Below are 13,691 nucleotides of genomic sequence, written 5' to 3' on the forward strand. Positions count from 1 at the left end.
GATGTACCGGCAGGTTCTCGACCCGGTCGCCGGGTCGCTCGCGTGGTCGTCGCTCGTCGCGGCGATCCCGCTGCTCACCCTGTTCGTCCTGCTCGGCATCCTGCGCATGACCGCGTGGCTGGCCGCGCTGATCTCGCTCGCGGTCTCCCTGGTGGTGGCCATCGTGGTGTACCCGATGCCGGCCGGGCCCGCGTTCCTGGCCGCGTCCGAGGGCGCGGCGTTCGGGTTCTTCCCGATCCTGTGGATCGTGATCAACGCGATCTGGATCTACAACATGACCGTGGCGACCGGCCACTTCGACGTGCTGCGGCGCTCGTTCGCCCGGGTCAGCGACGACCAGCGGATCCAGGGCGTCATCATCGCGTTCTCCTTCGGCGCGCTGCTGGAGGCGCTCGCCGGGTTCGGCACCCCGGTCGCGATCACCAGCGTCATGCTCATCGCGCTGGGGTTCCGGCCGCTCAAGGCCGCCGCGGTCGCCCTGGTCGCCAACACCGCGCCGGTGGCGTTCGGGGCGCTCGCCGTGCCGATCACCACGCTGGCGACCGTGACCGGCCTGCCCCTGCACGACCTGTCCTCGATGGTGGGGCGGCAGACGCCGGTGCTGGGCGTGTTCGTGCCGCTCGCGCTGGTGTTCATCATCGACGGCAGGCGCGGCATGCGGCAGACCTGGCCCGCCGCGCTGGTGTGCGGCCTGGTGTTCGCCCTCGCCCAGTTCGCCACCTCGAACTACGTGAGCGCGCCGCTGACCGACATCGTCGCCTCGCTGCTGTCGGCCGGGGCGATGGTGCTGTTCCTGCGCGTCTGGCGCCCGGCCGAGTCCTATGTGGAGGGTGGCGGGGTGCGGACCGCCACCGCGGGCACCGCCGCGGCGGGCGGCACCGAACGGGCCGGCGGGTCCACCGCGACGATCGAGCGGCCGCGGCCGCCCGCGGGCGGCGGGAACGGCGGCGAGCGCGACCGCGGGAGCGAGGTGTTCCGCGCCTACGCGCCGTACCTCATCATCATCGCGGTGTTCGCGCTCGCGCAGATCCCGGCGATCAAGGACGCGCTGACCAGCGTGACCAAGACGTTCAACTGGCCCGGCCTGCACATCCAGTCCGCCAGCGGGAAACCCTCGAGCGTGCCGCAGTTCAAGTTCGACTGGCTGGACGCCGCCGGCACGCTGCTCATCATCGCCGGGCTGCTGACCATCCCGGTGATCGGCATCCGGCCGGCCCGGGCCCTGCGCGCGTACCTGTCCACCTACCGGCAGCTGGCCACCGCGATCGTCACCGTGATGGCCGTCCTCGCCCTGGCCTACGTCATGAACGCCAGCGGGCAGACCGCGACGCTGGGCACCTGGATGGCCGGCGCGGGCGGTGTCTTCGCGCTGATCTCGCCGATCCTGGGCTGGCTGGGCGTCGCCGTCACCGGGTCGGACACCTCGTCGAACTCGCTGTTCGGGGCACTGCAGGTGGTCGCGGCCCAGAAGGCCGGGCTGTCGGCCACGCTGCTCGCCGCGGCGAACTCCTCCGGCGGCGTGCTCGGCAAGATGATCAGCCCGCAGAACCTGGCGATCGCGGCGGCGGCGGTCGGGCTGGCCGGCCGCGAGGGCGACCTGTTCCGCCGGGTCCTGGTGTGGAGCCTGGTGTTCGTCGCCGTGATGTGCCTGCTGGTCTACCTGCAGTCGACGGCGGTGCTGAGCTGGATGGTGCCCTGAGGCGCCGGTGGGCCGGGACCCGGATCAGCCGGCGGGACGTTCGGCGGCCGGGTCCCGGTAGCCCATCGCGCGCGACGCCTCCGCCGCCGCCTCCCTGAGGTGACCGACCTGCGAGGCGCGTTCGGCGTCGGGCAGGTGCGAGGACAGGCCGCTGAGGCTCAGGGCGGCGATGACCTCGCCCTCGTGGTCGCGGATGCCGACGCTGACGGCGGTGACCCCCTCTTCCACGTCGTCGCGGCTGACCGAGTAGCCGTCCTGGCGGATCCGGGCGATCTGCTCCCGCAGCTGCGCCTCGGTGGGCCGGCTGCCGAACCGGCGCTGGAACGGCCCGGCCAGGTAGGCCTCGAGCTGCTCCGCGGGCAGGTGGGCGAGCAGCAGACGGGGACCGGCGCCCAGGTGGAGCGGCAGCGTGCCACCCACCCGCAGGGTGTGGGTGGCCGCGTACCGGCCGTCGAGGCGTTCCAGGCAGACGGCTTCGTCCCCGCGCCGCACCGTCAGGAACACGGTTTCCCCGGTCCGGCGGAAGACGTCGCGCATCGCGGGCAGCGCCCGGTCGCGGACGCTGAGCCGGCGGGCCATCGCGCTCCCGATCCGGAAGGCGCCGACCCCGAGCCGGTAGGACCCCGCGGAGGGGCGTTCCACGAAGTCGCCCGCGGCGAGGGTGGTGAGGATGCGGTGGCAGGTGCTCTTGTTCAGGTCGAGCCGGCTCGCGATGTCGCCGAGGGTGAGCTCGTCGGTCGCCTCGGCGAGCAGCTCGAGCACGGCCATCGCCTTCACCAGGACGCGAACGGGGCCCGCGCCGCCGCTCGTCCGGTCCTCGTGCTCGGCTTCCTCATGCCCAGCCACAGTCGTCGGTCATCCTCTCGATCCGGAAGGCGTTCACGTGCCCGAGGCCAGCGGCGATCTCGGCGGGGCCGCACCGCCCAGATCGGCCGGCCGCTCTGACCAGAAGCGTAACGTGCCGGCCAGGTCGGTGATTCCGGCGTCGGAACCGAGGCCCTGCGCGACCAGTGCCGAGGCCGCGGTGCCCAGGCGGGCCGCGTCGAGCACGTCCCACCCGTGGCACAGTCCGACGATGAAACCCGCGGAGTAGGCGTCGCCGCAGCCGGTGGTGTCCACCACCGGGACGCCGAAGGCGGGAATCCCGGTGAAGCCCGTCCGGCCGGCGACGAGGGAGCCGTCGCCGCCCCGGGTGACCACCACCGTGCCGACCCCGTGCGCGCGCACGAGCCCGGCCGCCCGGTGCAGGTCCGCGGTTCCCGTCAGGGCGCGGATCTGGTCGTCGTTGGGCAGCAGGTACTGGGTGTGCCGCAGGGACGGGCGCAGGTCCTCGAGCAGGCCGGGCGGGACCGAGGTCCGGAGCAGGTCCATCGTGGTGATCGTCCCGTGGTCCCGCGCGAACCGCAGCAGCTCGGGCAGCACCGAGGTGGTGAAGCCGCCGAGGGCGTCGGGACCGCCGACGTGCAGGACGTCGGCCTCGGCGACGGCCGCCCAGTCGACGTCGTCCGCGGTGAGGGCGTCCATCGCGCCGGCGGCGTGCAGCGACGGCCGCTCACCGTTGGGCCGGATCGGCAGGATCGAGGCGGGGGTCGCCCGGCCCGCCTTGACCGCGAGGCGCTCGGTGACGCCCTGCTCGCCGAGCAGCAGCCGCAGCACGCGGCCGGCGGTGTCGTCGCCGATGGCGCCGAAGCTGGTGACCTCGGCGCCCAGCTTGGCCAGGTCGACCGCGGTGCCGCCGGCGGTGCCCGCGGCGGTCACCTTGATCTCGTCCAGGGCGAGCCGGCCCTGGCCGGGCGGGATCGCGGACACCGGCCGTCCCAGCACGTCGAAGATGTGCGCGCCGAGGCACACCACCTTGGGGGTCATCGGGCGGCCCCCTCGCGCTTGCGGCGGACGACGTCGTCGAGTTCGGCGGGGGACAGCACGCGCGGGGTCCCGAGGCTGTGGGCCTGGATGTGCAGGGCGCACAGCCATTCGAGCAACTGCGCCCGGTCGTAGGCGCGCTCGAGGGTGTCGCCGTAGGCGACGGCGCCGTGGTTCTGCATCAACGCCGCGGTGCGGTCCCGCAGCGCCGCGTGGACCGACCGGGCGATCTCGTCGGTGCCGAACGTGGCGTACTTCGCGACGCGGGGCGGTCCGCCGAGCTGGAGCGCGTAGTAGTGCAGCGGCGGCAGTTCGTCCAGCACCGCCGACACCGCCGCGCTGGCGAGACCGTGGTGGTGGACGATCGCGCCGGCCCCGGTCTCCCGGTAGATGGCCAGGTGCATCGGGGTTTCCGACGACGGCGGCGGGGTGCCCGGCCCGGTGAGCGCTTCCCCGGTCAACCCGACCACGCAGACGTCGTCGGCCTCGACCTGGTGGTAGGGGATGCTCGACGGGGAGATGGCGACCAGCTCACCCACGCGCACGCTGACGTTGCCCGCGGTCCCGATGACCAGACCGTCGGCGACCAGGCGACGTCCGGTCTCGGCGACCTGGCGGCGCGCCGCCTCGAGTTCGCCGGTCACCGGACCACCGCCGGGGAGGGGCCGGCCACCGCGTCCGGGGCGCCGTGCGGGACGAGGACACCGGCGTCCTCCGGCCAGTGCACCTCGACGCGCTGACCGCGGCCGACCCGGGTCGTGCCGGTCGCGGTGGTGTCCCGGACCTGGCCGGGGACACCGCCGTCGAACTCGACCAGCACCCGGCGGAAGGCGCCCTGGTAGACCACGTCGGTGACGGTCGCGGACAGGACGTTGGCCCCCGGCCCGGCCGGCGCACCGATGCGCAGGCGCTCGGGACGCACGACGAGCGCGACGGGGCCCTGGTCGCGGCCGCCCGGTGCGCGCAGCCGGCACCAGCCGGTGTCGACCACGCCGTCGCGGGCGTGCCCGGTGAAGACGTTGGAGTCGCCCAGGAAGGTGGCGACGAAGTGGGAGGCGGGCGCCTCGTAGAGCTCCGACGGCGTGCCGACCTGCTCGATGCGGCCGTCGCGGAAGACCGCGATGCGGTCGGACAGGGCGAGCGCCTCCTCCTGGTCGTGGGTGACGAACACGAACGTGATGCCGAGTTCCTTGTGCAGCCGCGCGATTTCCAGCTGCAGGGACTCGCGGAGCTTCTTGTCCAGTGCCCCGAGCGGTTCGTCGAGCAGCAGCGCACGCGGCTGGAAGACCACGGCGCGGGCCAGCGCGACGCGTTGCTGCTGACCGCCGGACAGCTGGGAGGGCAGCCTGCCGGCGTGGTCGCCGAGGTGGACCAGGTCCAGTGCGCCGGCGACCCGCCGCGCGATCTCCTTCTTGCCGACCTTGCGGCGCTTGAGCGGGAACGCGACGTTCTCCGCCGCGGTCATGTGCGGGAACAGCGCGTAGTTCTGGAACACCATGCCCAGGTCCCGGCGGTGGGGCGGGACCGGCGCGATGTCGGAACCGTCGAGCCGGATCTGCCCCGAGGTGACCTCTTCGAACCCGGCGAGCATGTTCAGCGTGGTCGTCTTGCCCGAACCGCTGGGGCCGAGCAGGGTCATGAACTCGCCGGCCTCGATGGTGAGGTCGACGGCGTCCACCGCGGGACGGCGCGCGCCCCGGTAGACCTTCGTCAGGGCACGGGTTTCGATGCGGGCGCCGCTGATCTGGTCAGGCCGCACGGCGGTTCCTCCTCGTCAGGGTGGCCAGTCCCAGCAGGGCGGTGGAGACCACGAGCACGACGGTGGAGGCCGCCGCGATGGTCGGGTCGACCTCGTTGGTCACGGAGGTGAACATCCGGACCGGCAGGGTCTGCAGCGTGGGGGACTGGATGAACAGGGACACGACGACCTCGTCGAACGAGGTGACGAACGCGAACAGGGCGCCGGCGAGCACGCCGGGCCGGATCAGCGGGAAGGTGACCGACCGGAACGTCGTCCACGGCGCGGCGCCCAGGCTGGCCGAGGCGCGCTCGAGCACGCGCTCGAAGCCGGCCAGCGCGGCTGTCACGTTGACCGTCACGAAGGGCAGGGCCAGCACCGTGTGGGCCGCGATGAACCCGGCCGGGGTGCCGATCAGCCCCCAGCCGAGGAACGCCGCGTACATCGCGACCGCGACCACGATGCCCGGCACGATGAGCGGCGCCATCAGCAGTCCGTCGACCGCGCCCTTGCCGCGGAACTTCCGTCCCGCGAGCGCGAAGGCGGCCATGGTCCCGAGCACGGTCGCCACCGCGGTGACGATCAGGGCGAGCTGCAGCGAGACCAGCAGCGAGGTGAGCCAGCTCGACTCGGTGAAGAACGTGACGTAGTGCTGGAGGCTCCAGGACCGGGGCGGGAAGGCGAAGCTGTCCTCGCCGGAGAAGCTGATCGGGATCACGATCAGCGTCGGCACCACCAGCCACGCGCCGGTGAGGATGCCGAAGGCGATCAGGACGGCGCGCAGGCCACCGCTTCTCCTCATAGTGCCGCACCTCCGGCGATGCTCGTTCCGGTCGCCCGGGTCCCCTTGGTGCGCGTCGCGAACTGCACGCCCCCGACGAGCACGAGGGTGAGCACGAGCAGCGCGACGGCGAGCGCCCCGGCGCCGCCGAAGTTCACGAGCTGGTTGACCTGGACGGAGATGAACTGGGCGAGCATGGATTGCTGCGGCGAACCGACGAGCGAGGGCGTCACGTAGAACCCGAGCGACAGGACCATCACCAGCGTCGCGCCCGCGGCCACCCCGGGCAGCGACAGCGGCAGGTACACCCGCAGGAAGGCGGTGACCGGGCGGGCGCCGAGCGAGAGCGCGGCATCGACCAGGCGGCGGTCGATCCCGCGCATCGTGGTGTACACCGGCAGCACCACGAACGGCAGCATGACCTGCGCCATCGCCAGGGTCACGCCGGCGGTCGTGCCCAGCAGGCGGACCTGCCCGATCCCGATCGCGCGCAGCAGCGAGTTCACGACGCCGTTGTCCTGGAGCAGCACGACCCAGGCGAACGTGCGGGCCATCAGCGACGTCCAGAACGGGACCAGCACGACGGCGAGGAGGACCGCGCGCCACCGGGACGAGGCGATCGTCATCAGGTACGCGTACGGGTAGGCGCAGAGCAGGCACACGATCGTCACGATCACCGCCATGCCGAGCGTGCGCAGGACGATCGTGAGCGCCACGTCGTCGGTCACGATGGCGGTGTAGTTGCCGAAACCGGACTGCGGGGTGGTCACCGACAACCACAGCAGGCGCAGCGCGGGCACCACGAAGAAGACGACCAGCACGACGAGCGCGGGGGCCACGAGGAGCAGGCCGAGCCGGCGCATCCGGTGCCGGCCGCGGTGCGCGGGCGGCGAGGTCCCGCGCCGGCTGGCGCGCGGGATCGTGCTGGAAGGGGAGGTCACAGCCATGATCGGGGTCCTTCCGGTGTGCCGACCGGATATGTGTCGTGACACGACACGTATTTCACAAAGTGAAACCAGACTGTGCCGGACGGGTCGTCCCGATGTCAACGGGCCGATCGTGGCGTTACGCCAGAGAAACATCGCCGGACTTGTGTTTCCGGTCTTGACGCCGTCCGAGCACTCAGTTCATGCTTTGCTCAATACGATCTGCGTTTCACAATATGAAATTCTGATGCTGAAGGAGGTGGTCCCGTGCGCCTCAGGGGACGTCTGGGAACGGCACTGGTGCTGGCCGGTGTGGTGGGACTGACGACGACGGCTTGTTTCGGCCAGGCGGGCAGTTCCGGCGGGAGCGCGCAGAGCGTCGTCTTCGCCAACACCGGCGGAGCGCTGGCCGAGGTGTTCAAGCAGAACGCGTACGGCGACCTGTCCGCCAAGGGCATCACGGTGTCCGAGGAATCGCCGAACAACGAGGCGAAGCTGACCGCGATGGTGCAGGGCGGAAAGCCGACCTGGGACGTCTACTACTCCACGCCGTACACGGCGATCGGCAAGTGCGGCACCCTGTTCGAGAAGATCGACTACAGCAGGATCGACACCAGCGGGCTCGACCCCGCCCAGATGTCCGAGTGCGGCGTCCCGGTGCTCAACTCCTACTTCGTGCTCGTCTACAACAAGGACAAGTACGGCGCGAACCCGCCGACGAGCTGGGCCGACTTCTACGACCCGGCGAAGTTCCCCGGCACGCGCGGCATCATGAACTTCGCCAAGGACGCGGGCATGGAAACCGCGTTGCTGGCCAGTGGCGTGCCCTCCGACAAGCTCTACCCGCTCGACTACGACAAGGCGTTCGCGACGCTGGACAAGATCCGCTCCGACGTCCGCTTCTACGACACCGGCGCCCAGCAGACCCAGGCCCTGCAGTCGGGCGAGATCGACATGATGCTGGCCTGGCCCGGACGCGCCTACGACGCGGCCAAGAGCGGGGCCCACCTCGGCGTCGTGTTCGACAAGCCGCTCAAGTACTTCGACGTGCTCACCATCGTCAAGGGTGCCCCGCACGCCGACGCTGCCTACGCCCTGATCAACGCGCTGCTCGGGCAGCGCAACCAGCAGGCCATTGTGGACCGCCTGCCCTACGGCGCGGTCAACTCGGCCGTGGGCCGGTCGTCCGACCCGGCCATCGACGCCTTCGTCGCCGACGACGCCAAGGCCAAGGGCACCGTGGTGGTGCGGGACAACGACTGGTGGGCCAAGAACCTGGACGAGGCCACGCGACGCTGGACGACGTGGGTGAACGGATGAGACTCGTCGGATACGCCGACCGGTTGTCCGTCCGCGCGGGTGAGCGCGTCGCCTTCCAGCTGAGCACGGACCACGCCGAGGTCCGGCCCGGGATCGTGCGCCTGCGGCAGCCCGGCTCACCCCGCCACGAGCGCGCACTGGCCGAGGAGCCCGTGGACGCGGACTTGCCCGCAGTCCTCCCGGGACGGTCGCAGACGACGACCTCCGGGTCGCACGCCGTGGCGGCCGTCAACCGCGCCCTGGACGAGATCGGCATGGCGGTGTGGTTCCAGCCGACGCTGCCCGGTCCCGATGCCCGACCCCTGCTGTCCGTCGGCGACCTCGTGCTCGAGGTGTCCTCGTCCGCGGTGCTGCTGCGGCGCGGCGGACGGGTCGTCGCCGAACTGGCGGCGACGGTCCGGGAACGCGTCTGGGCGTTCGCGGGCGCCACTGTGGACACATCCGGGGCGGTGCGGCTGTTCCTGCACCGGCGGGACCTGCCGGCGGAATCGGTGCCGGCGCGCACGGAGCCGGTGCGCGCCGACCACCCGGTGCTGTTGCTGGGCAGCGACGGGCGCGGGACCGCCGGCCTCGGGCACACGTTCAACGGCAAGGTGGCGCGGCCGGTGGTGTCCGCCACGGCCTGGCCGGAGAGCACCACCGCGGCGCTGGCGGCCGGGGCGAGTCCGCTCGACGTGCTCCCGGGCGGCAGTACCAGTGTCCTCGACCTCGCCGCCGACCCCGGCGGAACCCGCGTGCCGGACCTGGGCGGCCTGACCTCCGGCGCGGAGATCCGTCACCTGCCCGGCCGGGGCGTGCCGGGCCCGTTCTGGACCGGCGCGGAGACGGACTTCCGGCGCTCGCCGGCCGAGTTCGACGCCCTGCACCTGCACGACGACGACCTCGCCGACGCCGGGTGGGAGACCGATCTGACGTGGACGGTGCCCGCCGGCCTGCTCAGCGGTGTCTACGCCCTCAAGGTCACCGCGGGCGAGGACACCGACCGGATCCCGGTCGTCGTCACCCCGGCGGTGCACACGGCGCCGGTCCTGGTCGTCTTGCCCACCTGGACCTACCTCGCCTACGCGAACTGGCGCACCTACGCCGAGTACGAGGAGGAACGCCTCGCCCTCTACGGGGAACGGCGCGGCGTCGACGAGCGGGACCGGTGGCTGGTCGAGCACCCCGAGTTCGGGCGCTCGCTCTACGACGTCCACACCGACGGCAGCGGCGTGTTCCACTCGACCCGCCGCCGCCCGATCGTCAACCTCCGTCCCGACTACTACACGCCGACGACCCGCGGGTTCCGGCACTTCGCCCAGGACCTGCAGCTGCTCGCGTGGCTCGACGAACGCGGGGAGAACTACGCGGTCGTGACCGACGACGAGGTCGAGCGCGAGGGAACCGCTCTGCTCAGCCGCTACCGGGTGGTGCTGACCGGCTCCCACCCCGAGTACTGCTCGGGCGGCATGCTCGACTCCTACCTCGCCTACACCCGCGCCGGGGGACGGCTGATGTACCTGGGCGGCAACGGGTTCTACCAGGTCACCGCGCGCCATCCGGGGCATCCGGACGCCATCGAGATCCGCCGCGGGCACGCGGGTGTCGCCACCTGGGTGTCCGACCCCGGCGAGGAACACCTGTCCGCGACGGGGGAGCGGGGCGGGTTGTGGCGCATGCGCGGCCGCGCGCCGAACGTGCTGGCCGGCGTCGGGTTCACCGCCCAGGGGCACGACCGGGCAAGCGGGTACCGCCGCTCGGACGCGAGCACCGACCCGGCCGTGTCGTGGGTGTTCGACGGCGTCAAGGCCGGCGCCGGGGAGATTTTCGGCGACGAGGGGCCCGGACTGGGCGGCGCCGCCGGCGACGAGCTGGACCGGGCCGACATCGCGCTCGGCACCCCGGACGGCGCGATCGTCCTGGCCTCCTCGGTGGGACATTCGGCGAAGATCGCCCTGGTACCGGAAGAGACCGACCACGGCTACGCCGCACCGCCACCCGGCATCCACCCCAAGGTCCGCGCCGACATCGTCCTCTTCGGACGCCCCGGGGGCGGGGCCGTCTTCTCCGTCGGGTCCATCGCCTGGTCGACGGCGATGACCCACGACGACGGCGACAACGACACCGCCCGCGTCACGGCGAACGTCCTGGACCGCTTCCGCGACAGCGCGGGGCCCGTCCTCGGCCCCGGCGCGTGAACGCCACGATGGGAGAACGACCAGTGCCACCGACGGCCACCGCCGGCACCGACCTGATCGAACGGCTCAGCGAGCGCGCACGGTTCGTGCGCACCGAAACCGTCCGGCTGACCCGCATCGCCGGAGCGGGCCACTACAGCGCGGTGTTCTCCTGCGCCGAGCTGTTCAGCGTCCTCTACTACAGCCGGCTCCGGATCGACCCGGCCCGTCCGGACTGGCCCGGCCGCGACCGGTTCGTGCTCAGCAAGGGCCACGCGGCCATCGGCCTCTACCCGGTGCTGGCCGACCTCGGCTACTTCGACCCGTCCGAACTGGACACCTACACCCGGCTGGGCAGCCCGTTCGGCGACCACCCGGACATGAACAAGATCCCCGGGGTCGACTTCTCCTCGGGATCGCTGGGGCACGGGCTGTCGGTGTCGGTCGGCATGGCGCTGGCCGGACGCCTGTCCTCCCTGGACTACCGCGTGTACTGCATGCTCGGCGACGGCGAACTCGCCGAGGGGCAGGTGTGGGAGGCCGCGATGGCGGCGAGCCACTTCGGGCTCGGCAACGTCGTGGCGATCGTCGACGCGAACCAGCTCGGGATCGACGGATTCGTCCGCGACGTGATGGCGGCGGAGCCGATCGAGCAGCGGTTCGCGGCCTTCGGCTGGCAGACCCACCGCGTGGACGGGCACGATCTGCGCGCGCTGCTGGAGGTGTTCGGCGCACTGCCGGACCAGGCCGGGCGCCGCCCGCAGGTGATCATCGCCGACACGATCAAGGGCAAGGGCGTGAAACGGATGGAGCTCAGCCCGGACTGGCACGTCGGCAACCTCGCCGGGGCCGACTACGACGACGTGATGGCCGAACTCGGCCGCGGGGAGGGCTCGTGACCACGCAGGCGCAGGACCAGTCCGAGATCTTCAACGGCACGGCCGCCGTCGGGTTCAAGGACGCGCGCTCGGCGGACGGCACCGACACCAGGGCGATCCCGGCCTTCGTGTTCGGCGAGGAACTGGCGGCCCTCGCGGACAGCGACCCCCGGGTCGTCGTGCTGACCGCCGACCTGGGCCGGTCCAACCGCGCACTGGACTTCGCCGCCCGCCACCCGGACCGGTTCGTCAACGTCGGCATCGCCGAGAAGAACATGGTCACCATCGCGGCGGGGATGGCCTCGTGCGGGTACGTGCCGTTCGCGGCCACCTTCGGGTCGTTCGCCGCCCTGCTGTGCGCCGAGCAGATCCGCACCGACTGCGCCTACCCCGGCCTGCCGGTGCGGATCGTGGGGCACCACTCCGGCATGTCGATGGGCTTCTACGGGACCAGCCACCACAGCCTCGAAGACCTCGGCATGATGCGGACGATCGCCGGCCTCACCGTCGTCTGCGCCACCGACGCCCACCACCTGCGGGCGCTGCTGCGCCTGTCCCTGCACCACCCCGGCGCGATGTACCTGCGCCTGGGGCGCGGCCGGGATCCGCAGGTCTACGACGCGGTACCGGACCTCGTGCCCGGGCGCGCCGTGACCCTGCGGGACGGGGACGACCTGACGATCATCGCCACCGGCTCCGAAACGCACCCCGCGCTGGAGGCCGCCGCGATCCTCGCGGAACGGGGCGTTTCGGCCCGGGTGCTCGACATGTGGACCATCTCGCCGCTCGACCGCGACGCCGTCCGCGCCGCGGCCGCGGAGACCGGCGCCATCCTCACCGTCGAGGAGGGCAACGTCACTGGCGGCCTCGGCAGCGCGGTGGCGGAGGTGCTCGCCGACGCCGGGGTCTCCGTTCCGCTGCGCCGGCACGGGGTACCGGACGAGCACGTGCCGGTCGGGCCGCCCGCCGCGCTCTACGCGCACTACCAGCTCGACGCGCCCGGTATCGCCGCGGTCGCCCAGGACCTGTTGAAGGGGAGTCAAGCATGACCACCGCACCTGTCGTCACGCTCGGGGAGCGCGAGCTCGCCCTGCGGGCCCGCGCCCGCCGGGTCATCCCCGGCGGCATGTACGGCCACATGCGGGTGGAGGCGTTCAGCGCCGCCCATCCCCAGTTCATGGTCTCCGGCGACGGCTGCCGCGTGACCGACGCCGACGGCCGGGAGTACTTCGACCTCATGTGCGGATGGGGGCCGGTCGTGCTGGGGCACCGGCACCCCGGTGTCACGGCCGCGATCCTGGACCAGCTCGAGCGGGGCGACTGCCTGGACGGCACGAGCCCGGTCGCGGTCGAGTACGCCGAACTGCTCGTGGACACCGTGCCCGCCGCGGACTGGGCGATGTTCTGCAAGAACGGCACCGACGCCACCACCACGTGCGTCACGACCGCGCGGGCGGCCACCGGCCGGCGCAAGGTCCTGGTCGCGAACGGCGCCTACCACGGTGCGGTGCCGTGGTGTTCGCTGCGCGGGGAAGGCGTGACCGCGGAGGACCAGGCCCACCTCGTCCACTACGAGTACAACGACCTGGCTTCCGCCGAGCGGGCCGCGGCGGAAGCCGGGGACGACCTGGCCGCCGTCCTGGTCTGCCCCATGCGGCACGACGTCCGGCGCGACCAGGAGCTGGCCGACCCCGCCTTCGCCCGCGGACTGCGCGCGCTGGCCGACCGGACCGGCGCGGTGCTGATCCTCGACGACGTGCGCTGCGGGCACCGCCTGGATCTCGGGGGCAGCTGGGAACCGCTGGGCGTGCGGCCCGACCTCACCGCGTGGTCCAAGGCGCTGGCCAACGGCCAGCCCCTCGGCGCCGTCACCGGGATCGAGTCGTTGCGCGACGCCGCGCGGCGGATCTACGTCACCGGATCGTTCTGGTACGCGGCCGTGCCGCTCGCCGCCGGGCTGGCCACCCTGCGCGAGCTCCGGAAGGGCCGGGCACTGCCCGACATGCTGCGCACCGGCACCCGGCTGCGCGACGGGCTGGCGGCGCAGGCCGCCGCGCACGGTTACCGGATCCGCCAGAGCGGACCCGTGCAGATGCCGGTGCTGTACTTCGACGGCGACGACGACCTGAGCCTGGGCACCGCGTGGGCGGAGGCCGCGGCCCGGCACGGCGTGTACCTGCACCCGTGGCACAACTGGTTCCTCTCCGCCGCCCACACCGACGCCGACATCGACGGCATCCTGGAGCGCACGGACGACGCGTTCACGGAGGTGCGCCGCGGGGGCCGGTGACGGACGCGCGCCGGGAAGTGTCGTGAACGCGCATCGCGGG

12 protein-coding genes are annotated in these 13,691 nt (G+C 72.4%); 6 read left to right on the forward strand and 6 right to left on the reverse strand.

Annotated elements, in window-relative coordinates; translation table 11 throughout:
• The first annotated feature begins 1 nt into the window (after position 1).
• Positions 2 to 1,699 carry an L-lactate permease gene (locus FB470_RS26535; RefSeq protein ID WP_306995917.1) on the forward strand — a complete coding sequence of 566 codons (1,698 nt, stop codon included), beginning with the start codon at positions 2 to 4 and terminating at the stop codon, positions 1,697 to 1,699.
• Between the two features lie 24 nt (positions 1,700 to 1,723).
• On the opposite strand, the gene FB470_RS26540 is transcribed toward FB470_RS26535, so the two are convergent.
• Genes FB470_RS26540 through FB470_RS26565 form a run of 6 tightly spaced genes read right to left on the reverse strand, consistent with a single transcriptional unit; the run spans position 1,724 to position 7,028 of the window.
• The gene (locus FB470_RS26540) at positions 1,724 to 2,545 is read right to left on the reverse strand and encodes an IclR family transcriptional regulator (RefSeq protein ID WP_306995919.1); all 822 of its coding nucleotides are present in this window, start codon (positions 2,543 to 2,545) and stop codon (positions 1,724 to 1,726) included.
• Between the two features lie 33 nt (positions 2,546 to 2,578).
• The gene (locus FB470_RS26545) at positions 2,579 to 3,565 is read right to left on the reverse strand and encodes a carbohydrate kinase family protein (protein WP_306995921.1); all 987 of its coding nucleotides are present in this window, start codon (positions 3,563 to 3,565) and stop codon (positions 2,579 to 2,581) included.
• The gene (locus tag FB470_RS26550; protein WP_306995923.1) at positions 3,562 to 4,206 is read right to left on the reverse strand and encodes a class II aldolase/adducin family protein; all 645 of its coding nucleotides are present in this window, start codon (positions 4,204 to 4,206) and stop codon (positions 3,562 to 3,564) included. The genes FB470_RS26545 and FB470_RS26550 overlap by 4 nt, the downstream gene beginning before the upstream one ends.
• Positions 4,203 to 5,321, reverse strand: coding sequence for an ABC transporter ATP-binding protein (locus FB470_RS26555; RefSeq protein WP_306995925.1), 1,119 nt, complete (start codon positions 5,319 to 5,321; stop codon positions 4,203 to 4,205). The genes FB470_RS26550 and FB470_RS26555 overlap by 4 nt, the downstream gene beginning before the upstream one ends.
• Positions 5,311 to 6,102 carry an ABC transporter permease gene (locus FB470_RS26560; protein ID WP_306995926.1) on the reverse strand — a complete coding sequence of 264 codons (792 nt, stop codon included), beginning with the start codon at positions 6,100 to 6,102 and terminating at the stop codon, positions 5,311 to 5,313. The genes FB470_RS26555 and FB470_RS26560 overlap by 11 nt, the downstream gene beginning before the upstream one ends.
• Positions 6,099 to 7,028: an ABC transporter permease gene (locus FB470_RS26565; protein WP_306995928.1), complete on the reverse strand. Its 930-nt coding sequence runs from the start codon at positions 7,026 to 7,028 to the stop codon at positions 6,099 to 6,101. The genes FB470_RS26560 and FB470_RS26565 overlap by 4 nt, the downstream gene beginning before the upstream one ends.
• 246 nt (positions 7,029 to 7,274) lie before the next feature.
• On the opposite strand from FB470_RS26565, the gene FB470_RS26570 reads away from it, so the two are divergent.
• The 5 genes from FB470_RS26570 to FB470_RS26590 are packed head-to-tail and all read left to right on the forward strand — an operon-like array spanning position 7,275 to position 13,651.
• Positions 7,275 to 8,327 (forward strand): extracellular solute-binding protein, encoded by a 1,053-nt coding sequence (locus tag FB470_RS26570; RefSeq protein ID WP_306995929.1) that lies wholly within the window; start codon positions 7,275 to 7,277, stop codon positions 8,325 to 8,327.
• Positions 8,324 to 10,504: a N,N-dimethylformamidase beta subunit family domain-containing protein gene (locus FB470_RS26575; protein ID WP_306995931.1), complete on the forward strand. Its 2,181-nt coding sequence runs from the start codon at positions 8,324 to 8,326 to the stop codon at positions 10,502 to 10,504. Before FB470_RS26570 ends, FB470_RS26575 begins: the two co-directional genes overlap by 4 nt.
• 8 nt (positions 10,505 to 10,512) lie before the next feature.
• Positions 10,513 to 11,382, forward strand: a complete 870-nt coding sequence (locus tag FB470_RS26580) for a transketolase (RefSeq protein ID WP_306995933.1) — start codon at positions 10,513 to 10,515, stop codon at positions 11,380 to 11,382.
• Positions 11,379 to 12,410 carry a transketolase family protein gene (locus tag FB470_RS26585; RefSeq protein ID WP_306995935.1) on the forward strand — a complete coding sequence of 344 codons (1,032 nt, stop codon included), beginning with the start codon at positions 11,379 to 11,381 and terminating at the stop codon, positions 12,408 to 12,410. Before FB470_RS26580 ends, FB470_RS26585 begins: the two co-directional genes overlap by 4 nt.
• The gene (locus tag FB470_RS26590) at positions 12,407 to 13,651 is read left to right on the forward strand and encodes an aminotransferase class III-fold pyridoxal phosphate-dependent enzyme (protein ID WP_306995937.1); all 1,245 of its coding nucleotides are present in this window, start codon (positions 12,407 to 12,409) and stop codon (positions 13,649 to 13,651) included. Before FB470_RS26585 ends, FB470_RS26590 begins: the two co-directional genes overlap by 4 nt.
• The last annotated feature ends 40 nt before the right edge of the window (positions 13,652 to 13,691 follow it).

The organism is Amycolatopsis thermophila (assembly GCF_030814215.1).
GTDB classification, from domain to species: domain Bacteria; phylum Actinomycetota; class Actinomycetes; order Mycobacteriales; family Pseudonocardiaceae; genus Amycolatopsis_E; species Amycolatopsis_E thermophila.